General features: G+C 68.7%; 22 protein-coding genes and 1 tRNA gene. 14 read left to right on the forward strand and 9 right to left on the reverse strand.

The window, feature by feature from the left end:
- Window positions 1-10 precede the first annotated feature (10 nt).
- The 5 genes from ACF1ED_RS21945 to ACF1ED_RS21965 all read left to right on the forward strand — a co-directional run bounded on the left by ACF1ED_RS21945 (window position 11) and on the right by ACF1ED_RS21965 (window position 5,283).
- Entirely contained in the window at window positions 11-466 is a 456-nt protein-coding gene (locus ACF1ED_RS21945) for a peptidoglycan-binding protein (protein WP_391762861.1), read from the forward strand.
- A gap of 282 nt (window positions 467-748) precedes the next feature.
- The gene (locus tag ACF1ED_RS21950; protein ID WP_391762863.1) at window positions 749-3,181 is read left to right on the forward strand and encodes a glycoside hydrolase domain-containing protein; all 2,433 of its coding nucleotides are present in this window, start codon (window positions 749-751) and stop codon (window positions 3,179-3,181) included.
- Window position 3,182: 1 nt separating this feature from the next.
- Window positions 3,183-3,863, forward strand: coding sequence for a hypothetical protein (locus ACF1ED_RS21955; RefSeq protein WP_391762865.1), 681 nt, complete (start codon window positions 3,183-3,185; stop codon window positions 3,861-3,863).
- Between the two features lie 184 nt (window positions 3,864-4,047).
- Window positions 4,048-4,551 (forward strand): hypothetical protein, encoded by a 504-nt coding sequence (locus ACF1ED_RS21960; RefSeq protein WP_391762867.1) that lies wholly within the window; start codon window positions 4,048-4,050, stop codon window positions 4,549-4,551.
- A gap of 324 nt (window positions 4,552-4,875) precedes the next feature.
- On the forward strand, window positions 4,876-5,283 hold the full coding sequence (locus tag ACF1ED_RS21965; protein ID WP_391762869.1) for a peptidoglycan-binding protein: 408 nt from the start codon (window positions 4,876-4,878) through the stop codon (window positions 5,281-5,283).
- A 124-nt stretch (window positions 5,284-5,407) separates the two neighbouring features.
- Here ACF1ED_RS21965 and ACF1ED_RS21970 read toward each other — a convergent pair whose 3' ends face one another.
- Window positions 5,408-6,181, reverse strand: a complete 774-nt coding sequence (locus ACF1ED_RS21970; protein WP_391762871.1) for a transposase — start codon at window positions 6,179-6,181, stop codon at window positions 5,408-5,410.
- Between the two features lie 105 nt (window positions 6,182-6,286).
- Between ACF1ED_RS21970 and ACF1ED_RS21975 the strand changes: the two genes are divergently transcribed.
- From ACF1ED_RS21975 to ACF1ED_RS21995, 5 genes are all read left to right on the forward strand, one after another.
- Complete coding sequence (locus tag ACF1ED_RS21975; RefSeq protein ID WP_391762873.1) at window positions 6,287-6,940, forward strand: hypothetical protein; 654 nt, start codon at window positions 6,287-6,289, stop codon at window positions 6,938-6,940.
- A 293-nt stretch (window positions 6,941-7,233) separates the two neighbouring features.
- The gene (locus ACF1ED_RS21980; protein WP_391762875.1) at window positions 7,234-7,386 is read left to right on the forward strand and encodes a hypothetical protein; all 153 of its coding nucleotides are present in this window, start codon (window positions 7,234-7,236) and stop codon (window positions 7,384-7,386) included.
- A 16-nt stretch (window positions 7,387-7,402) separates the two neighbouring features.
- The gene (locus ACF1ED_RS21985; protein ID WP_391762877.1) at window positions 7,403-7,744 is read left to right on the forward strand and encodes a hypothetical protein; all 342 of its coding nucleotides are present in this window, start codon (window positions 7,403-7,405) and stop codon (window positions 7,742-7,744) included.
- 170 nt (window positions 7,745-7,914) lie between these two features.
- A complete protein-coding gene (locus ACF1ED_RS21990) occupies window positions 7,915-8,439 on the forward strand; it encodes a recombinase family protein (RefSeq protein ID WP_391762970.1) in 525 nt (174 codons plus the stop codon).
- 113 nt (window positions 8,440-8,552) lie between these two features.
- Window positions 8,553-8,626, forward strand: a tRNA-Met gene (locus ACF1ED_RS21995).
- A gap of 466 nt (window positions 8,627-9,092) precedes the next feature.
- Here the strand turns inward: ACF1ED_RS21995 and ACF1ED_RS22000 are convergent.
- Together ACF1ED_RS22000 and ACF1ED_RS22005 are read right to left on the reverse strand one after the other, a co-directional pair.
- Window positions 9,093-9,323: a hypothetical protein gene (locus tag ACF1ED_RS22000; RefSeq protein WP_391762879.1), complete on the reverse strand. Its 231-nt coding sequence runs from the start codon at window positions 9,321-9,323 to the stop codon at window positions 9,093-9,095.
- Window positions 9,324-9,548: 225 nt separating this feature from the next.
- Complete coding sequence (locus ACF1ED_RS22005; protein WP_391762881.1) at window positions 9,549-10,811, reverse strand: hypothetical protein; 1,263 nt, start codon at window positions 10,809-10,811, stop codon at window positions 9,549-9,551.
- 47 nt (window positions 10,812-10,858) lie between these two features.
- Here ACF1ED_RS22005 and ACF1ED_RS22010 point away from each other — a divergent pair, with 47 nt between their 5' ends.
- Entirely contained in the window at window positions 10,859-11,053 is a 195-nt protein-coding gene (locus ACF1ED_RS22010; protein ID WP_391762883.1) for a hypothetical protein, read from the forward strand.
- 30 nt (window positions 11,054-11,083) lie between these two features.
- Here the strand turns inward: ACF1ED_RS22010 and ACF1ED_RS22015 are convergent, their stop codons facing one another.
- Window positions 11,084-11,482, reverse strand: a complete 399-nt coding sequence (locus tag ACF1ED_RS22015) for a hypothetical protein (RefSeq protein WP_391762885.1) — start codon at window positions 11,480-11,482, stop codon at window positions 11,084-11,086.
- Window positions 11,483-11,536: 54 nt separating this feature from the next.
- Complete coding sequence (locus ACF1ED_RS22020) at window positions 11,537-12,760, reverse strand: FG-GAP-like repeat-containing protein (protein ID WP_391762887.1); 1,224 nt, start codon at window positions 12,758-12,760, stop codon at window positions 11,537-11,539.
- Window positions 12,761-13,091: 331 nt separating this feature from the next.
- On the opposite strand from ACF1ED_RS22020, the gene ACF1ED_RS22025 reads away from it, so the two are divergent.
- The 3 genes from ACF1ED_RS22025 to ACF1ED_RS22035 all read left to right on the forward strand — a co-directional run bounded on the left by ACF1ED_RS22025 (window position 13,092) and on the right by ACF1ED_RS22035 (window position 14,923).
- A complete protein-coding gene (locus ACF1ED_RS22025; protein WP_391762888.1) occupies window positions 13,092-13,349 on the forward strand; it encodes a transposase in 258 nt (85 codons plus the stop codon).
- A gap of 293 nt (window positions 13,350-13,642) precedes the next feature.
- Complete coding sequence (locus tag ACF1ED_RS22030; RefSeq protein ID WP_391762890.1) at window positions 13,643-14,257, forward strand: hypothetical protein; 615 nt, start codon at window positions 13,643-13,645, stop codon at window positions 14,255-14,257.
- A gap of 171 nt (window positions 14,258-14,428) precedes the next feature.
- The gene (locus ACF1ED_RS22035; RefSeq protein WP_391762892.1) at window positions 14,429-14,923 is read left to right on the forward strand and encodes a DUF6301 family protein; all 495 of its coding nucleotides are present in this window, start codon (window positions 14,429-14,431) and stop codon (window positions 14,921-14,923) included.
- 60 nt (window positions 14,924-14,983) lie between these two features.
- On the opposite strand, the gene ACF1ED_RS22040 is transcribed toward ACF1ED_RS22035, so the two are convergent.
- The 4 genes from ACF1ED_RS22040 to ACF1ED_RS22055 all read right to left on the reverse strand — a co-directional run bounded on the left by ACF1ED_RS22040 (window position 14,984) and on the right by ACF1ED_RS22055 (window position 18,810).
- On the reverse strand, window positions 14,984-17,149 hold the full coding sequence (locus ACF1ED_RS22040) for a pentapeptide repeat-containing protein (protein ID WP_391762894.1): 2,166 nt from the start codon (window positions 17,147-17,149) through the stop codon (window positions 14,984-14,986).
- Window positions 17,150-17,869: 720 nt separating this feature from the next.
- The gene (locus ACF1ED_RS22045; RefSeq protein ID WP_391762896.1) at window positions 17,870-18,106 is read right to left on the reverse strand and encodes a hypothetical protein; all 237 of its coding nucleotides are present in this window, start codon (window positions 18,104-18,106) and stop codon (window positions 17,870-17,872) included.
- Window positions 18,107-18,190: 84 nt separating this feature from the next.
- Window positions 18,191-18,313 (reverse strand): hypothetical protein, encoded by a 123-nt coding sequence (locus ACF1ED_RS22050; protein WP_391762898.1) that lies wholly within the window; start codon window positions 18,311-18,313, stop codon window positions 18,191-18,193.
- Window positions 18,314-18,375: 62 nt separating this feature from the next.
- On the reverse strand, window positions 18,376-18,810 hold the full coding sequence (locus ACF1ED_RS22055; protein ID WP_391762900.1) for a hypothetical protein: 435 nt from the start codon (window positions 18,808-18,810) through the stop codon (window positions 18,376-18,378).
- Window positions 18,811-18,985 lie beyond the last annotated feature (175 nt).

Here is an 18,985-nt window from a genome sequence, read left to right on the forward strand (position 1 = left end):
CGAGGCGTCCATGAAGATCCAGCGCATGCTCCGCACCAGAGCGGCTCTCGCCGTGGGGGTGGCCCTGCTGTCCGACGCCGTCGTGGCCGGCACCGCCGGGCTGGCCAGGGCGGCGAGTGGCTGCAACTCGACGTACACCAGCTCCAAGAGCTTCATCGAGTGGCGCGGGGACGTGCGCATCCCCGCCTGGAGCGATGGCACCTATCTGAGCCTGAACTGCTTGATGCGGCTCGGGTCCTCCGGCGCCGGCATGAGGGCCCTGCAGACGTCACTCGACGAGTGCTACGGCGAGTCGCTCGACGTGGACGGGGACTTCGGGCCGCGGACGCGGGACGCGCTCAAGCGGGCCCAGGCCGAGGAGGACATCTCGGTGGACGGAGGTTACGGACCGCAGACGCGCAACGCCCTCTCCTGGTACTACAAGCCAGTCACCCCCATGGGCTCCGACGAGTGCAGTCGGCTCTGACGCGCCGGCGCTCCGAGCGCGGCGACGACCGCGCACGCGGGGAGCGGGCCCGGAACGAATAAGCCTCTTCAGCGCTGCCGTGAACGGGGGTGCAGCGCTGCTGAGGGCGAGGGATCGCGTTCCGTCACGGGCTCCCGCGCCGCGAGGACCGGAGGCGGGAGGTCCGTGCCTCCGGTCCCCGCTCCCCCCGAAGCCGAGACGCAGCCGAACCGCTCCCCGCGTCTCCCCACCGGCACACCGCCCATCGAGCTGGGCGACGGACTCGAACCATGGAGGATGTGCATGTCAATAGACCCCAACATTCTGGCCGCCCAGAAATGGGTCAACGCGACCTATGCGAACGCGCCCGGGTACGTTCGGTGCCCGGAGGACGGCAGCACGGGCTGGGCGACGGTGGACTGCCTCACCCAGGCGCTCCAGCACGAGCTGGGAATCTCCCCGACCGTCAAGATGTTCGGGCCGACCACGCTCGACGCGGTGAGGAAGCGCTACCGGTTCCCCGCCCAGGAGACCAATGCGAACATCGTCCGTATCTACAACGCGGCGCTGTGGTGCAAGGGGTTCTACGGCTCGCCCGATCCCGCCGTCTGGGATGCGAGGGGCCAGGTCTCCCTGTCCGACGCCGTGGCTCACCTCGGACTCATTTTTGACTCGAACATCGACGCCGACCTGTGGGCCCGTATCACCCGCTCGCTGCTGCGCATGGACCAGTTCCTCACCGTGCCGGGTGGCGAGTACACCACCAAACTCATCCAGCAGCACCTCAACCGGCGCTACGTCAAGGACGTCCGGATTCCCGCCATGAACCTGGTGCCGTCCGACGGCATCTACTCGCGCGACGTACAGCAGGGGCTGATGCTGGCCATCCAGTACGAGCTCGGTCTGGACAAGGCCACCATCAACGGAAACTTCGGGGACGGCACGAAGCAGGCCCTGAAGACCAAGGGCACCGGCATGAGCCTGCCCGAGGACCTGGCCCGGCTGTTCCGTGCCGCGTGCTGGTTCAACTCCCCCACTTGGGACAGCAGTGGCAATGCCGTCCACTACGACGGCGATCACGTGTTCAGCGACAATGCCTGGAACGCCACCGCAACCTGGGTGAACGCCTTCCAGGCGTTCTCGCAGCTCCCCACCGGACCGCTGGAAGCCGACACGTACAACTTCCAGACGTGGGCCCAGCTGCTCGTCTCCTGCGGCGACACCACCCGTCCCGCTCAGGGCTGCGACACCGCCGCCTACACCAGCCCCGAGCGGGCCCGTGCCCTGTGGGCCGAGGACTACCGGATCATCGGCCGCTACCTGGACGAGCATCTCGCCCCCGACGACCCGTACTACCTGGGCAAGGCCCTCAAGCCCGGCGAGGCCCAGGCCATCATCGACAGCGGCATGTGTCTGTTCCCGCTGTTCCAGTACAACGGTACCCAACTGGCCAACTTCACCTATGAGAAGGGGTACGACCAGGGGGTCAAGGCCGACACCAAGGCCAGGGAGCACGGCATACCCCACGGCTCCTGCATCTACTTCGCCGTGGACTACGACGCCCAGGACCACGACATCACCTCGAACGTCGTGCCCTACTTCAACGGCGTCCGCAACGCGCTCGAGAAGAGCGGCGCCCGCTACATCTTCGGCGTGTACGGCACCCGCAACGTCTGCGAGCGCGTTTCCCGCGAGGCCGGCGCCCGCTGGTCGTTCGTCGCGGGCATGTCCTGGGGGTACTCCGGCAACCTCGGCTACCCGATGCCGCACAACTGGTCGCTCAACCAGATCCGTCAGTATGTGTTCCAGCCCGGGTACGACCTGGACCACAACGTCTGGCGGACGAACAGTGACCGCGGGGTGTTCCGCCTCGCCACGACCGACAAGAACGACGAGAACCTCCGCGAGTACATCGAGTTCGTGAAGCGGATCGAGAACGTCATCTCCGACATCGCCCCTGGAGGGTCACCCCGGCGCGACGTGATCGACGGAACGCTCGCGTTCCTGCGCTCGGCCGAGCCCAACTACCACGACTGGAAGTGGAGCGCCATCCTCGGCGACATCTCGGATGACATAGCGGCCGCCTGCGCGGACAACGGCATCGAGCCCGACGACATGCTCACTTACTACGACCCGCGGGCGCACCACGACATCACACTCGCACACTTCGGCGCCGCCACCGAAGGCCAGTACACCTACGGTGGCAGTGGCACCGATGCGACAGTGGGTGAAGGCTGCGGTTGGGCGGGGGACATCCTGAATGCCTACACGCAGTGGCGGGAGAACCACCGGGAGCTGACCGGCAAGGACTTCTGCGTCCAGGTCGTCGGATCCGCGACCGTGGAATCCCGCTTCGGCAGTGACAACCTCATCGCCGACATCGACGCCTGCAACATCACGCGCTTGCTGCACAACTACGACGGCGAGATCAGCAGCGACGACAGGCTGTTGTCCGACGCCCTTCACACCTATCACTTCAGCGGCGGAGCGATTCGTTCGAGCAAGCGGTTCACCAACTTCTACGACAACCGGTTCGGCGGGAACCGCAGCACATTCCAGGCGACTGTGCGGAACATCCTGCTGGACTTCGACGTCTTCTCCGCCTTCGACTGGGGCAAGAAGTTCTTCCTGCCCGCCGACGAGGCCCAGTGGCCCGACAAGATCTCCTCGGCCGCACTCGACTCGTTCATCGACGGGCTGCACACCGTCATCACCCGCCGCATGGAAGGGGAATAGCGTGAGCCTCACCGTCACACGCCGGGGCATCCTCGCCGCCGGCGTCGGCACCGCCGTGGCCGCCTGGTTCGCCACTGCCACGCCGGCCACCGCCGCACCGGCCGGGAGGCACGTCGCATGGACCCGGGACAGGTCCGCGAACGGCTGGCCCATCACCCCCGGCACCGTCAGCCCCCATCCGGTGGAGGGCTCGGCGGCCACCGTGGACCTGAGGGACGGCCCGGTGGCGACCGTACTCCTGCACGTCGCCCGCCGCTGGCACTACGAGATCGCGCCCCTCGACACCGGCCAGGGCGGCGGCATCAGCGGCCACACGACCAACCGCGCCGTCGCCGCGGCATACGAGTCGAACTACCTCTCCGGCACCGCCCTCTGCCTGCACCCCGCCGCCTACCCCCTCGGCGGCTCCGAAGGGCTGTGGCCCCACCACGAACTGATCGTGCGGGACATCCTCCTGGACTGCGAAGGCACGGTCGTGTGGGGTGGCGACCTCGATCCGGTGAAGCGGTCGCACTTCCACATCGCCGCGACGCAGGACAGCGACGCCCTGGCACGTGCCGCCGAACGCCTCTCCCCACCACCCGGCGCCACGCGGCACCCCACAGCAGGTGCAGCCGAAGACCCCGCCCGACCTGCGCGGCGAGTCAAGGCACGCCGTCTCGAACGCGCCCAGAGAAGTTGACCCGCGCCCGGCCAAGGCGGGCACGTACGGACAGGGGACGTGTGAGGGTCCGAAGGCGGACCCTCACCGGTTCGAGTGCCGTCCGCCTGGCGCGCGTGTTGCCGGCGTGTCCGGTCTGGGGCCGGGACACCACCCTGAAGCGTTCCGGTTTCCCTTCCGGAATCCCTTGCGAAAGGTCGTTCACATGAAATTCCGCAGACTCTTCTCGACGCTTGCTGCCTGTGCGGGGCTGACCATGCTCTTCTCCACCGGCACGGCTCAGGCGTACGCGGGGGACCCCGAGGTGTACAACCTCGCGCAGAACACCACCAACTGTCCCTGCACGCACTACGACAACGTGGACGGCACGTACTTCCTGAACGACGCCGGGGGCATCGGTCTGCGCAGCCTCATCTACCACGGCGGAAAGCTCGTCGGGAAGGTGGAGTTCCACCCCTACGGCGAGAAGCTGTGGGTCTACGACACGGCCAACGACGGAGACTCCTTCCACGTCAGCTTCTTCGTCGAGCGTGAGGTGGCGTCCAAGGGCTTCGAGCTCAGGGGGAGTTACGCGCCGCCCGGTACCTCGCAGGAAGTCGAGTACCGCGTCGTCGAGTTCGACATCCCGGAAGGCAGAAGGGTCTTCTACCAGCTGCACGACGCAGCGGGCAGCGACTACTTCGGCAGTTCGAAGGACGGCATTGCGTAAGAACCGAGCCGAGTCCGCAGGCAGCCAGGGACTCTCCTCCCGTGATCGAGGGCGCCGCGTACTCCGCACGGCCTTGCCCATCCCACGGCAGCCCCGCGGCGACGACGGCATCGTCGTCCCGAGAACGTGATCGGCCGGAAGGAGCCGACTTGAGCCGGTCTCCTCGGGCTCCGCCACCACGATCTACGGAGCCTCGACAGTGCGAGCCGGATTATCGGAGCAGGCAGGAAAGTGCCTGCTCCCTCCTGCCACGGATTACTGCGGTTCCGGCAGCCGCGTGTACCTCAACCATTCCTGACAACGAGCCCACGATGGATACCACTCATGAGACTCACCACTGCACGCCGGCGGATCATCGGATTCGCCATCGCCTCGCTCGTCGCCTTGAGCAGCACCGTCACCGTTACCGGTGACGCCGAGGCGGCAACGTATCCGTGCTCCGTTTACCACGACGACACGGGCCGTCACTACAGCGGCTACTACATCGGCAGCACCGTTCAGCCGTCCTCGACTCAGGTGACGGCCGCAGGCAAGGAGGCGCAGTGCCTGCTCAAGTACTACGGCCACGACCCGGGCACCGTTGACGGGATCTTCGGTTCCAAGTCCCGGGCCGCCGCGAAGAGGGCTCAGGAGGTCGCCAACTCCAAGTGCCGCGCAGGCCTCGTCGTGGATGGGCTGATCGGCCCGAAGAGCTGGCCGTACCTGCGCTTCGAGGCGTGTTCCAGGGGGTAACTTCCCGACCTCGCCCCGTTGGGTTTTCCCGGGCCGAATCGTATCGTCCTCTCGCCTAAGGGCTGTCCCGTAAATGATCTTCGGGTCGGCTCGGGCATGGTTGATCGCGGTGGAGCCCGTTGGTCTATCCGGCCAGAGCGAGGTTGTGCATCCGGGCGATGCCGAGCATCGCGTGGTGGACACCCTCTTTCTTGAGGCGGCAGTCGCGGAGGATCTTCCAGGTCTTCATGCGGGCGAAGACGTGCTCGACCCGGGCCTGGACCTGCTTGTGGGACCGGTTGCGCTCTTCTTTCCAGTCCGGCAGTTCGGTCTGGCCGCGCCGCCGGCGATGAGGGATGACGAGTCCGGTGCCCGGGTAGCCGCCGTCGGCGATCACGAGAGTTTTGCCGACGGCGGCTTTGGCGCCGGATTCCGCCCATGCCTTGCAGTCGTTGCGGTTCCCGGCGAGCGGTCGGCCGACCACGATGACGACGCGCCGGGTGTCGGCGTCGATGACGACCTGGTGGTTGGTGGAGTGCCGGTAGTTCTTCGACCGCTCGGCGATGGTGTGGTCCCGGGTGGGAACCAAGGTCCCATCCACGATGAGCACGGCGTCTTTGGCAAACCGTCTGTGGGGCTGGAGCGCGAGCATCGGCCCGAGGTGGTCGATGATCCGGTCCACCGCCGACCTGGACACCCCGAACAGCGGGGCGAGCTGGCGCGTGGTCAGGTTCGTGCGCCAGTAAGCGGCCACCAGCAGGGCCCGGTCTTCCAGTGGGAGGCTCCACGGTCGGCCCTTGCGGACCACATCCGCACCTTCACGTCGCAGCACGGTCACCAGCTTCCCGAAAGCGCGAGGGCTCAGCCCTGAGAGCGGGGTTATCCAGGACGGCTCCGACGCCGTGATCACACCAGTCACACCATGATCGTTCCACCCGAGGGAGGCTGCGCGAGTCCTCTTCCGCCCCAGCTCCGACGGCCATCGGGCCTGTGCCCGCCGACGTGGCCGGTCCAGAATGCTGCCGTGGCCGAAGACGAGCAGAGCAGCATAGAACCGCGTTCATTCCTGACATGCGTGACAGAGCTGGCCCAGCTGCTGGGCGTCGGAGACGTCGGTGTGGAGCCGGAGGACCGGCATGCCCGCCACCTTGCCCATGCGGTGCGCAAGCCCCTGCTCGGACGCGCAAGTCTGCCCGATGAGTGGTTCGTCCCGCTGATGGCGGCAGCCGTGTACGACCCGGATCCCAGCTTCTGCCGCTGGTTCGTCGAGCCGGCGGTCTACGCATTCGGACGCCGCCGTGTGATGGCGGCATTGGTCGACTACCTGCAGGTCGGCACGGACGCCGAGCGAGCCGGTGCCGTGCGGGCCTGGTACAGCGCCCATGTGCCGTTGCGTGCAGATCGGTCTCCGGCGTACGGACCCGGCGGGATACGTGATCCCGCGCTGGACGAGTCACAAGACATCAAGGACGCCTGGCTGGAGGCATCCCTGCGGGTGTTCGCCGAAACCACCGACCTGAAGATGCGCCACCGCGTCCTGCCGGACCTGCCCACCGCCCGCGAGGCATACCCGCCACCCCTGCACGAACTACTTGAAAGCACGCTCGTATCCGCCCGTGCCCATCCCGACCCGCGCATCCGCCGCTGGGCCGCAGCAGCAGACCGCAAGGGAGTCTGAGCCCGACGCTAACCCCCCCGGACAGTTACGGGACAGCTCTTAGGGATACTTGGATTCCTCCCGTTCTTTGGCGATGCGGCAAAATTCTCCAAGCAATTGGAGCGACTTGAGGACGCGCTTGAGGCAAGTGGAGATCTCGCCAACGGTGCACGTGAGATCAACCGCTCATTCAGTGATCCGAATCGCTGAGAGGGGAAACTCCGCAGGAGCTGGATGTCCTCTTGAAGGGCATGAAGCGCGAGGATACCCACTCGGCAACGGGTGGTGGATTAAGGGTCCGAATTCCTGGTGGCGTGACCGTCTTCGAAGCTGGAAATAATACCATTGAAAATGGTCAGTATGAGATGCGTGACGTCCTCCACCGAGGGCGCCGTATGAAGATTCAGCAAGGGAAGAAGGTGACCCCGACCCCATCGGCCGGTAATCCGGCTCTGGAGCTGGACTGAAGGGCGGAGAATCGGTATGAAAGATATGACCCGCGAAGAGTACTGTCTCTACGTAAATATGCGAGAAGGGTCAAGCCTTTGGGAAATCCTCGCCGATTTCACGCAGAGCGAGAATGAAGACGTCTGGGTAAGTTGCATTCCGGAATTCTCTCGACTTATTCTGAAGTGGCAACGCCTTGGATTTTTGAAGATTGCACAAAGCGTGAAATGGCCTGCGGTCACCTATGGGGATGAGGTTTCAGGTGAAAAGCTAGACGCGCTCATTCGGGACTTCCGGTCCTGGGGGTATGCGGAAGAGCCGGAATTGTATGTCGAAGTGACTCTCGGGGCGCGTAATATCTCCGAGCTCGACGAATAGCGGTTCATGCTAGCGGATTAGATTCTCAAAGCCGGGCCATTCCGTTCTGTCGGCACAGAATGAACAAGGTTCATTCTGTGCCGACAGAACGGAATGGCCCGGTAGGGCTCGTAGCTGCTGATCCCGCGAAATAGTTCGTCGCGCCTCAAGTTGCGGCCTTCGGCGACACTATTCGGATGACCGACGCCTCGTGGCTCTTCCGGTTCGTCGCCAACGTACTGGCCCTGCGGCCGATGCTCGCGCGGCCGGACCGGCACCTGCGGGTCGAGTCCGGCTTGCTCTCCGGGATCGATTTCGCCGCGGAGGACTCCGCCACGACCATGGTCGTGCAGGTCCTCGCCGCGGTTCTGGAGTTCCAGCGGTCGATGATCAGCGAGAATACCCACGAGGGAATGGCGGCCGTGGTCGCGTCCGGCAAGACCCTAGGGCGACTGGCTGCGCTCGGCGCGGACCAGGCCGCCGCCCTCGACCCGACCCCCGCGCTCGACGTTCCCGGCCTGTTTGCCGAGCAGCTGCACGACACCGAGCACCAGACCGTCCGCCAGGCCCTCGCCGCTGGGCGGGGGATCCGCCGGGGACAGGGCTACTCGGTACGGGGCACGGCGCCGCTGTCGGTCCACCAGGCCGCGCTCGACCTGAGCGCCGGCGCGATGCGCCAGGTCTCCGAGGTGTGCTCTCCGCGCAGGCGGAGGTGAGTCGGCCGAGGCCGCGCCGGTTCAGCACGGGCTCGCAGCATCACGGAGGCGCGGACGGCTTCATCGGCCTGGTCTTGGACGGTGCCGGGGTGGCGTACAGTTGGTCCTTCCGACGCGGGGTGGAGCAGCTCGGTAGCTCGCTGGGCTCATAACCCAGAGGTCGCAGGTTCAAATCCTGTCCCCGCTACTGAAGTGACGTGAGGCCCGGATCCTGTGGATCCGGGCCTCACGTCACGCTGAGGAACCCGCATCGCACAAGGCTGCCCATCCACCTTTTGGTCGATGAGCGGCTCCACGCGAGGCGACTGCACAGCCTGGCGGTGCGCCTCGAGCGCGCGGCGGTAGCCGGCCGACGGAGCGGAACGCGGCGCGGGCGCGAGCCTGGCAGGCGCGGGTGCAGGTGAGGCCGGGGCTGCGGCCGCCCTGACGGGTCCGGGTTGCCCGGGCGCGGGTGGCAGGACGCGCAGGGAGCGCACGCCCGCATTGGGTACCCGCTCGTTGGCCGCCGTGATCAGCTTCGGCGCGGTCCAGCGCACCTTCGTGCCGTACGCGGGGGCCTCGGGGGTGACGCCCACGCGTCCGGGCTCCGCGTCGAACTTCACCGCCTGGACGTGCCCGATGAGTTCGGGCGCGGCCGAGGTGAGGATGGTCTCCTACTGGGCCAGGACGCTGCCGTCGGCGACCGGGGCGACCAGGCCGCGCTCGGTCATCATCAGGCTGATCGCCGTGCCCAGGCCGAGCGGGTCGCGGCCGTCGCGCGGCACGATCCGGGTCCGGCGCCGGGGCTTGTCCTGCTGGGCGGTGCTGTTCTTGGCTGCCGCGCGGGCGGCGAGGAGCGCCTGGCGGGTGAGGTCGACGTCGGAGGGCTGTGGGGTGCTGGTCATCAGGCCACCACCCCGGCGAGCTGCTGGACCATGTGCCGTCGGCAGAGCCGGCGCAGCGGCAGGGCCTCGCGCGTGCATGGCGCGCCGCCCTCCTGGCCCTGGCAGGGCCTCGGCGCGGTCTTCTCGACCGGCTCGACCGGGGCTGGCGTTGTGGTGTGGGGCTGAGGGGGCGTAGGAATGGCTGCGACTTCCCGGAGCGCGGGGGTGGTGCCGGGGTGGAGTTCCTCACGGCAGGGCTTGCACAGGCTGTTCTCCAGAGCGCGGCCGGATCATGAAGATCCGCGCGCCGCACTCGCCGCAGGTGCCCCGTTCCGGGCCTTCCACGGTCCGCTGGGCCGGGACGTCGGCGGCCCGTGCGGCCGCGGCCTCGAGGTCGCAGTCGGTGCACCTGCCGGATGGGCCCGGGCGGGTGCCGTGCTGAAGGCACAGGCCAGCGGCGGCACGGCGGGCGCGCTCGTGGACGGCGGCCTTGTCCTGGGCGATCTCGACACACAGCTCGCAGGCCGTCTGGGTGCGCCAGATGGTGCCAGACTCGCAATCGGCGTAGCCGCAGCCCCAGCGGGGCAGGGCGACCCCGAGCAGCCACCGCCCCGGGTCACGGATCTCGTCCGACATCGTCCCGGCCAGCCGGGCGGTCAACCGGTACTGGAGACGCTCGGGGCAGGTGGCGGCGGCGATCTGGCGGCCGACCTCCCGGGCGATCTGCCGGGAAACGAACACGTTGGTGACCCGGGCCAGGAGGTGGTGCACCGGCTCCGGCACGGCGTAGATCTCGGCGCTCATCGCCGGCTGCGGACCGGTGTACGACGAGCCGCAGCCGCCCTCGGCCCTGCTGCCGTGCCTTTCGACTACCGACTTCTCCGGCGAGGGCTCGTTCTTCTCACCCGCGCGAAGCGCGAGACCAGCCTCGCCCCGGCCAGCGGCGGCTTCGTCGCCGGCCGGGTTTTCCACAGGCTCGGCCTCCTTATGGACCTGTACCTCGCCTACGGCGGATGAGAAGAGCGCTCGCCCGTCCTCCGGTGAGTCAGTCCTAGGTGATTCCTCATTCGCGAGGGATCCCTCACCAACCGGGGAACCCGATCCCTCACCAACTTGGGAACTGCCCGACCCCTCAGAACCGCTGCCCACAGCCGTCTCAGCGACCTCCGCAGCAGCCCCGCACCCGTCGGCCGAGACGACCGCACGGGCCTCCGGAGCGAGGTCGTGCGCGATGAACCGGTGACGGCCCCGCGCCCCCGCACGCCGCTGCACCGTCATCCAGCGCGCCGCTTCCACCTCATCCACGACCGCCGACGCCGCCGTCACCGACGGCGCCTGGCCTGCCTTCTTGCCCAAGTAGTGCCGAAGAGACGACGCGAGCTCCGCCTCCGTCAGCGCGATCCCCCGCGCTTGCGCGTATGCCACCAGCGCGAACACCCGCAGCTGCCGCGGCGTCAGGTCCTCCGCGGCCGCCACCGGCAACCACACGAACGCCTCCGTCCGCGACATCGACCGCACCGTGCGCACCGCCGACTGCCCCGGACCGGTACGAGGAGATGTACGAGCGACAGCGCAAGGCGCACTCTCCCCACCGTGTCCGGGTCGAACACGGCATCGTCCACCTCAAGAACTGGCGGGCCCTGGCCCGCCACCTCGACCGCCGCGAGCACATGAGCCACATGGTCCAGGCCATGGCCGGCCTGCTCTCCCACCAGCAGACGGCAGACCTGTCGCTCGCACGGCAGATGTGAACACCAAGCCTCGCTGGGAACCTTGACGTTTCACCGCTGACCGTGCTGACCGTGCACGAGCTGGTTAGCAACTGCCGTCATCCAGTCGGGAACCGTCTCACCACCAGACAAGTCGACCTTCGGTGAATCGACAGACCGGGAACTTCCACGGGCGATCCTCGTCAGCGTCTCCGCTACAGAGTCCAAGTAGTGGGCCATCGATTCGTACTCGCCCGTGACCGTGATCTCCCCCACGAACCAGCTGCCGACGTGCCCGTCCCGCACGGCGATGAACTTTCCCGTCCACCCGTCCTGGTCCGACAGGAAGGAGATCCACCCGTTACTCCAGAACGGGTTGTCCGGCTGGTCCGGAGGGTCGAACCCGCCGGGCATGGAGCGTTTCGCGTAGAGCCTCTCCATCGCCCGGATGCCCAGGAAGAAGCTTCCCACGCGACCAACTCTCAGCCACACTCATCGCCCTCTGCCCTCTGCCCTCTGCCGGGGTCAGAAGGTGAAGGTGTCGGAGCGGAGTCCTTCGGCGAACCGTGTGGGGGTGCGCAGGTTCCCGTCGCCGGTGCCGGAATAGACCTTCAGCCAGGGGTAGAAGGGGTCGTGGGGTGCCGTGGTGTGGGCGATCAGGTCCGGGTGGCCGTCGCCGGTCACGTCGCCAAGGCCGAGGAGCTCTTTGTGGGCGTTCCAGCCGCTGGTGCCGATGAGCTTGCGGGTGGTGAAGGTGCCGCGACGGTTGCCGGGGTAGAGCCAGAGACGGCCCGTGGTGTCGCGGGCGACGAGGTCGGCTTTTCCGTCGGCGTTCATGTCGCCGGCGCCGACGAGTTCGTTGATCGTCTTCCAGCCCTCGCCGACTTTCCCGCGGGTGGCGAAGCCGCCGCGGCCGGTGCCCGGGTATGTCCACAGCACGCCGTTGACGTCCGAGGCGAGGAGGTCGCCCTTGCCGTCTCCGGTCAGGTCGCCGGCCGCGGCCAGGTCCGTCATGCTGTTCCATCCGCCGCCGACCTGACGGCGGGGCTTGAACGCTCCTTTGCCGTCGCCGGGGTAGAGCCAGAGGACGCCCGCACGGTCACGGGCGTAGAGGTCCTCGAGCTCGTCTCCGTCTTGGTCGCCATGACGGGTCAGTTTTGTCATCGCGTCCCAGCCGCCGCCCACGAGACGGGAGGCACGGGCGGATGCCGGGTCATGGGCGGACCACAGCTGGCCGAACGGGTTGCGGGCGATGACATCCGCGTATCCGTCGCGGTCGATGTCGCCGAAGGCGCCCGCGGCGGACACAGGGGCCAGACGCGGTTTTGATGCGTGGACGCGCGGGTGGCGGGTCTCCGAGCCGCAGTAGGCGGACGCCTCCTGGCCGATGTCGATGGAGCTCACGGCAAGTTCGAGTTCCGGGTACTCGCTCGAGGCAAGGGACGGTGCCGAGCTGTAGAAGCGTCGGGCGCCCGCGGGATCGAGCCCGGGCTTCGGGTGGAGGCAGACGCTCGGCAGCGGGACGACGTACTCCGGTTCGAACACGAAGGACCGGACGCGGTTGTCCCAGGAGCCGAGCGACAGCCGCGGCTGGGTGACGATGAGCATCTCGCCCTGATACTGCGGCTCGCTGAACAGGCACAGACGCCCTACGGGGCAACGGTCCGCCCCGGTCGCCGCGCCGGCCGGCGCGGCCAGCGCGGTGGTTGAAAGCCCCAGCGCCAGTGGCAGGACGAACGCGCCGCGCATCAGACGCGCGGAAGAGGAACGACGCACCAAACCCCCCAGGTGTGTATGCAGCAGTTGGCCGGATCCTACGGGTCCGGTGGTCTCACGTCGGCGACGGGATCCGCTTCTCCGTCACATGCGGAGACGCTTCGGTTGTGCCCCCGCGAGCAAGTACGTCAAGCGGTCTCTGCTCTCTTGCCAGGTGAGCCGGCGGCGTCGCACGTTCTTGGCCCGAGGGGTGGCCGGACGCTCATGAGAACCGGGTGACAGGGTGGTGGCGACGATCGTATCGTCCGACCGATCCGCGGTGTGCCCGGCTGCATGCCAGGTGTGGGCTTGCTGGAGCCGTGCGATGCGGGCCCGGGTCGCCGAGCAGGACTGGCTCACCCCCGAGCGATTACCGGCCTACGCACCCGAGCTCAACCCGGTGGAACTGCTGTGGTCCTCGCTGAAGAAACGTGAGCTCGCCAACCTCGCCGGCGACCATCTCGCCGATGTCGCCGACGCCACCGAACAAGGGATCCACCGCATCAACACCAACCCCCAACTGCCCTGGTCCTTCCTCGCCCACACCGGCCTCACCCTCCACCCACCAGACCCACAGAACTAATGAAAAGATCAGTAGGGCAGAAGCAGAAGCAGAAACGGAAACTCGGTGTCCCCGCATCGATGATGCGGGGACACCGACGCGTATCAGCACCCCAGGAGCGTACGGGTTCCCTCGGCATGCGGGCGCGATCTCACCACCGGGTAGCCGCGACGGGCATCGGACGGCGCGGGGCCCGACCGGGGCGGGGGTCAGGCCCAGGTAACGCCGAGGGCTGCGAGGGCGGCGCGCTGGGCGGGGTTGAGGTTGGCGCGGCGCTGATGGGTGTTGGCGTACCAGATGCCGAGCTTGTGCTCGTGCTCCTCACCGTCGCCGGGAAGGCGCTCGATGTGGTCACGCGCGGGGGCCGCGCCGGTACCCTCGCGGGCGGTGAACTGGGCGAGCGCCTCGACACCACGCAGGAAGGCCGCCGACAGCTTCCCCTTCGCCGCTCCCTGGGCGGACGGTGGGGCGGGGGCGGGAGCGGTCAGGCCCAGGGCGGTCAGACGGGCGCGCTGTTCGCCGGTGAGCGTGTCCCAGGCGCGCTGCTGGCGGGTGATCCAGACGCCGAGGTCGTCGCCGTCGTGGACGACGCCGGGGGCGATGTCGGGCAGCCGGCCGTCGGGTTCGTCGGCGGCGAGGCGGGCCAGGACACGGTGGTGACGCTGCCGGTCCGGCGGCCAGGAGCAGTTCCAGTCCTCGTCGATCGCCGCCAGCTGAGCGGCACGGGTCGCGGCCCGGTCGGGGTCCTTGCCCAGGGCGCCGGGACGGCGAAGGTTGGCGAGCAGCCGGCCGATCGCGATCGTGTCCTGGTCGCTCTCGCCGCATGGAGCCGGCGTAGGCCGCAGGTCACCATCGTGTACCTGTGCCTCATCGGCCCGCTCGCCACCGTCTTCGCCGTCACCTTCCTGTCAGGCCGGTGGACGGGGTAGCCACACGTCCCCCTCGACGCCACGACGTACGCGGGTCAGCCCGACGAGGAGACCCGCACCATGCCGCGCCGCACACCCCTCTCCGCCCCGCCCCCTGAGCCCCGAAGCGACCTCACCCCGTGCCCCTCCTCCGCTCCCCACGCCTCACCAGGAGTTCCTAGACTGATGACCATGGATCGCAGGCGTGCCTTGACCGACGACGAACTCACCGACCTCGCCACCCGTCTGCGCGCGCTCGAGGGTGCGCGCCCCATGGACACCTTGCCGGAACTGGCGGCGGAGCTCGGCTGGAAGGTGCTCCGGACACATCCGGACCGGGCAAGGCTCGACAGTGGATACGGTCCTACCAGCTGCCGGGTCTTCGCCGAACAGGGGCTGATCGTCGACATCACCACGTGGCTCACGAAGGGTGTCCCCGACGACGCCGAGGGGCGAGCCTGGGCGCAGGACGTCTTCGTGCGGATGGGCGCCGCGCTGAGCGCGGCTTTCGGTGAACCGTCCCGGCGGATCTCCGACGATGTCGCCTCGCTCAGGTGGGCGGGTGAGGCGAACACGCTGATCCTGCGCAATGTGGCCGGTTCGCTTCAGCTGACGCTGATGGACAACACCTGGTTGGACCTGGGGGACAGAGCGGACGCCCTCGACGTACGGCATTCGCTGCTCTAGACCTCGGTGAACGGTCCGGTCCCCGCCGTGGCGGCAAGGTCGTGCGCGTGCCGTGTCCGGTCAGCGTCTGACCCGGTTGCGGACGGCCAGGACCGTCAGGCCCAGCAAGAGGGGCTGGCTCACCCCGGCGGCCAGTTCGACATAGCCGCCGGCTGTGGTCAGGGGCTGTTCCGAGGAGCGGAAGAGCAGGGAACCGATCGCGACGTCCAGGGACTTCGCGAAGCGCTCACCGGTGAACCGGTCCTCCCCCGCAGGGCCTCCGGGGTCGGGCCCGCCGGTCCCGGAGGTGACCGCGACCGCACCGGCCGGTGCGCCGCCGGTGGTCTCCCGTTCCGGTGAAGCCTGCGGGGTCCCGGCCCACATCAGCAACAGCACCGTAAGGGTCGTGGAGACGGCGAGCCAGCCCACGGTGCGGGAGGCGCGCAGCCCGTACCCGGAGAGCAGCCAGTACGCGTGGAGCAGTGACCGTTCGGCGCGGGTGGTACCGGTGCGGGCGTGGCGGCGCATCTCTCGCTCTCCGTAGGCGAAGTCCGCCGCCCACGGCCGGTTCCCCGCGGCCTCCTGCGCCCTCCGCAGCGCCCGGTACACCGGCTCCAGTTGCGCCGGGCCGACCTGCCCGGCGTCTCGCCCAGCCTTTTTCCAGCCCTGCGCCGCCCGCGGCAGGCTCGCGCGCCAGTGGTGCTCCTCGGCCAGGGTGCGGCGCGGGGTGTAACGCGGGCCGTTGCCCGGTCGGCGCGGGCGGGGCGGGGTCGTGTCGAAGGCGCAGACGCCTTCCAGCCGTATCCGGTCCAGGTGCACCGCCCCGACGAACAGGCATTCGGAGAGATCGACGTCGGCCAGGACGAGATGCGTGGTGTCCGTCCCGCGCAAGGAGAGCAGACGCATCCTGGCGTCGGCGGCGTCCTCGAAGGCCCCTTCCCCCAGTGCACTGCCGTCGGGGAGGGAGAAGGGAGCGTTTTCCGTGACGAGGGCGAGGGGGGAAGTGATGAGCGCTCGGGAGAGGTCGGCCGTGGCGTAGCGCACGCGCATCTCGGCCGGCGCCGCCCAGCGAGTACGCGTGCATTCCAGCCGGTGTGCGGCGAACGACAGGGTGGCCTGCCCGCCGAACGCCGCCCCGGACAGGCTCACCGTCCCGGCGCACACGAACGGACCCAGGTCGTGCCGCCCCTCGAAGGTCGCCCGGTCGAACCTGACGTCGCACGCGAAGGAGGTCCCCTCGAACCCGGCGGTGTCGTGGAAGGCCGCCGAGGAGAACGAGGCGCGGCTCTGGAACGCGGCCGCCTTGAAGCGTGCTTCATCCGTGAAGGTCGCGCCGTCGAACATGGCCACGTGCCCGAAGACCGCCGCCTCGAAGACGGCCTTCCCCTGGAAGGCCACGGTGTCGAACCAGACGGGCTCCCGGAAAGCCGCCCCGCGGAAATAGGCTTGGCGTGCGAAGGACGCCGAGGAGAACTTGGTGCCGCCCTCGAAGACCGCGTATCCGAAGTCCGCGTCGCCCTTGAAGGCGACCGCGTCCTCGAAGGCAGTGGCGTCCTTGAACGTCGCGTGCTCGAACCATGCGTCGTCCTCGAAGGTCGCCGAGTCGAACAGCGCGAACTCCTCGAAGACCGACCGCTCGAACCTGGCCCGGTCCCTGAAGCGAGACGCCCGGAACCCGGCATCGCCTTTGAAGCACGTCGAATGGAACAGGGCAACGCCCCGGAATTCCGCCTGCTCGAAGGAGGCGTCCCCCTCGAAGACCGCTGCGTCGAACCTGACGTCGCTCTCGAAGACCGCCGAACCGAAATCGGCGGAACCGAGACGAAGGGCCCCGGCAGGAGTGCGCAGGGCGTCGAGGAGCGCCGCGAGGAGGGGCGCGGTGAAGGTGGTGCCGCGGTGGTCGACACGGCTGCCGGGGCCCAGACCGGCCAGGTAGGCGTCACGGTCGGCCGCGGTCAGGTGGGCAAGGCACACCGTGTGGCCGGCGACGTGGACTCCACGGCATCCCACCGGATTCGCCGCGGTGGCGTCACGGCCGCAGTACGGCCACTCCAACGGCTCCGAGGGCGTGCAGGAAGGCGGCGGTGCCAGACTCATGCCCCAGGGGACGAGTGACCGCATGCGAATGGTTGCGCTTCCCTGGCCCGGCCCGCTGGTTGCCGGTGCTGCCGGGAGGGAACCCTTCCAGTCGTCTTGCCGCGGAGCCGGCGCAGACCCGCCGGTGGACCCGCCGGTCGATTGCCGCACCGGCGGAGCGCTGCGGGCCCCGGTCGAAGGCCGTCGCGGCCCAGCCGCACCGTCTCGTACGCGGTGCAAGCGCGTCGAGCGGGGTGTCGCGCCCTTGCCCGAGGGGCGAGTGGCGGGCGTGGCCCACGCGGCTGCCCGCCGGGCAGGCAGGGGGCACCCCAAGGCGGCCCGGAGGATGCGGACCCCCGGTCTGGCTCACCGAGGACCCCTACGACGATGACGACCCGGAGACGATCCTCGAAGCGGAACCCCTCAGCCGCTTCCTTCTCCAGTTCACCCTCAAACAGGCTTCCGGCATCGCACCCTTCAACGCCTGGACCTACGTCATGCCCACCGAACGCCTCGAACCGCTGTGGAGCTCCCTGCGCCCGGTCCCCCTCCGCCCCTACATGCCCGCCTACGGGGGCCACCTGTTCTACGCGGCCCCTGCCTGCTGACGAGCATCAGCGCCGACGAGAACGAAGCAGACGCCGCGTTCGGAGCACGCCACCGCGAGAGCCTCGCCCCGCTGAAGGCCTACGACTTCCCCTGGAGCCGCTTCGACGCATAGCCCTCGTGGACCGGACTGCGCCGCTGCCCGACGGGATCTTGTGCGGGAGTACGCGGGACCGCTCGAAGATGCGCTCATCGGGGGCGGTCGACCAACGTAACCGCCCGGGCCCGTAGCGGCCCGCCGAAGGCCTCCTCCGGTCGGGCGTGCGGCGCAAGGCCCGACCAGGCTCAGGGGGCGGTCAGGACGGCCCCCTGCACAGCTTCCTCCAGCGCGCGCAGCCAGCGCGCGAAGTCGTCGTCCCGAAGCCCCGCCCGTACCGCCTCCAGCGGGCGGGCCGCCCACTCGACCGCACACGGGACCTGGTGGTCCTGCTCCCTGGCCTCGACGGGGGCGAGCTCGTCGTACAGACAGGCCAGGTACCCGACGGACGGGTACTCCTGGTAGCTCTCGTACGCCCTCACCATCGCGCGCACCAGCTCCGCGGCCTGCTCGACCGACGCCGAGGTGCGGCCACCGGCGTAGTTGGAGCAGGCCGTCTCGAACAGGCGTCAGGCCGCCAGCCACCGGCCCTCCAGCCGAGAGCTGACGCGGCGCGGCTGCGGCTCGATTCCGAGCTTCAGGGCCATCTCGCTGACGATCTCGACCCGTAGGAAGGCATCGCTCACATCCATGGCGCACCCGTACCGCGTGCTCGGCGATCCTGCCGGGCGAAACGCCGCCGGGCCGGTGGAGTTCACCGGCCCGGCCCAGCTGCGGGTCGTGCCCAGGCTTCCTGGGTGAACCTCTTCTCCCAGTCGCCGCACATGATCTTGCAGCACTCCAGGGTCTTCGGGGACACGCGGATCACCGTCGGCGGCTCGCACGCGCACACGGCCTTGACGTAGTCGCGGTCCTCCTTCTCCGGTCGGGGCGGGGTCCCTTCGCCGTCCTGCCCGGGCTCCTCCGTGCCGTCGGCCTCCGCCTCGGCGCCGGCGCTGGTGCCGGTCTTCTTGCGCGTGCGGCCCCCGCCGGTGCCGAGCAGGAGCCAGGAGGGGACCCGTTCGGCCTGGGTGGCCATGTCCAGGGCGGCGATCTGGGCAACGTAGGCGCTCTTCGTCTCGCCCATCATGGCGGTGAAGGCGAAGCCATACTTCTTCTTCTCGTAGGCGCCGACGCCGGGCTTGGGCATGAGGCCCAGCTCTTCGGAGGTGCCGCGGGCCGGTCCGCCCGGGCGTCATCACCCGGGGCCTCATGCTGTCGGCGGCGGCTCCGCCCGGACATGGCGCGGGCCTGCAACGCGAGGTGTAACACCGATTCCACAAGACTCTATTCGAGGCCTCACCGCAGGTCGGAGCGCGATGCGT

Source organism: Streptomyces sp. NPDC014656 (assembly GCF_043084305.1).
Lineage (GTDB): Bacteria > Actinomycetota > Actinomycetes > Streptomycetales > Streptomycetaceae > Streptomyces.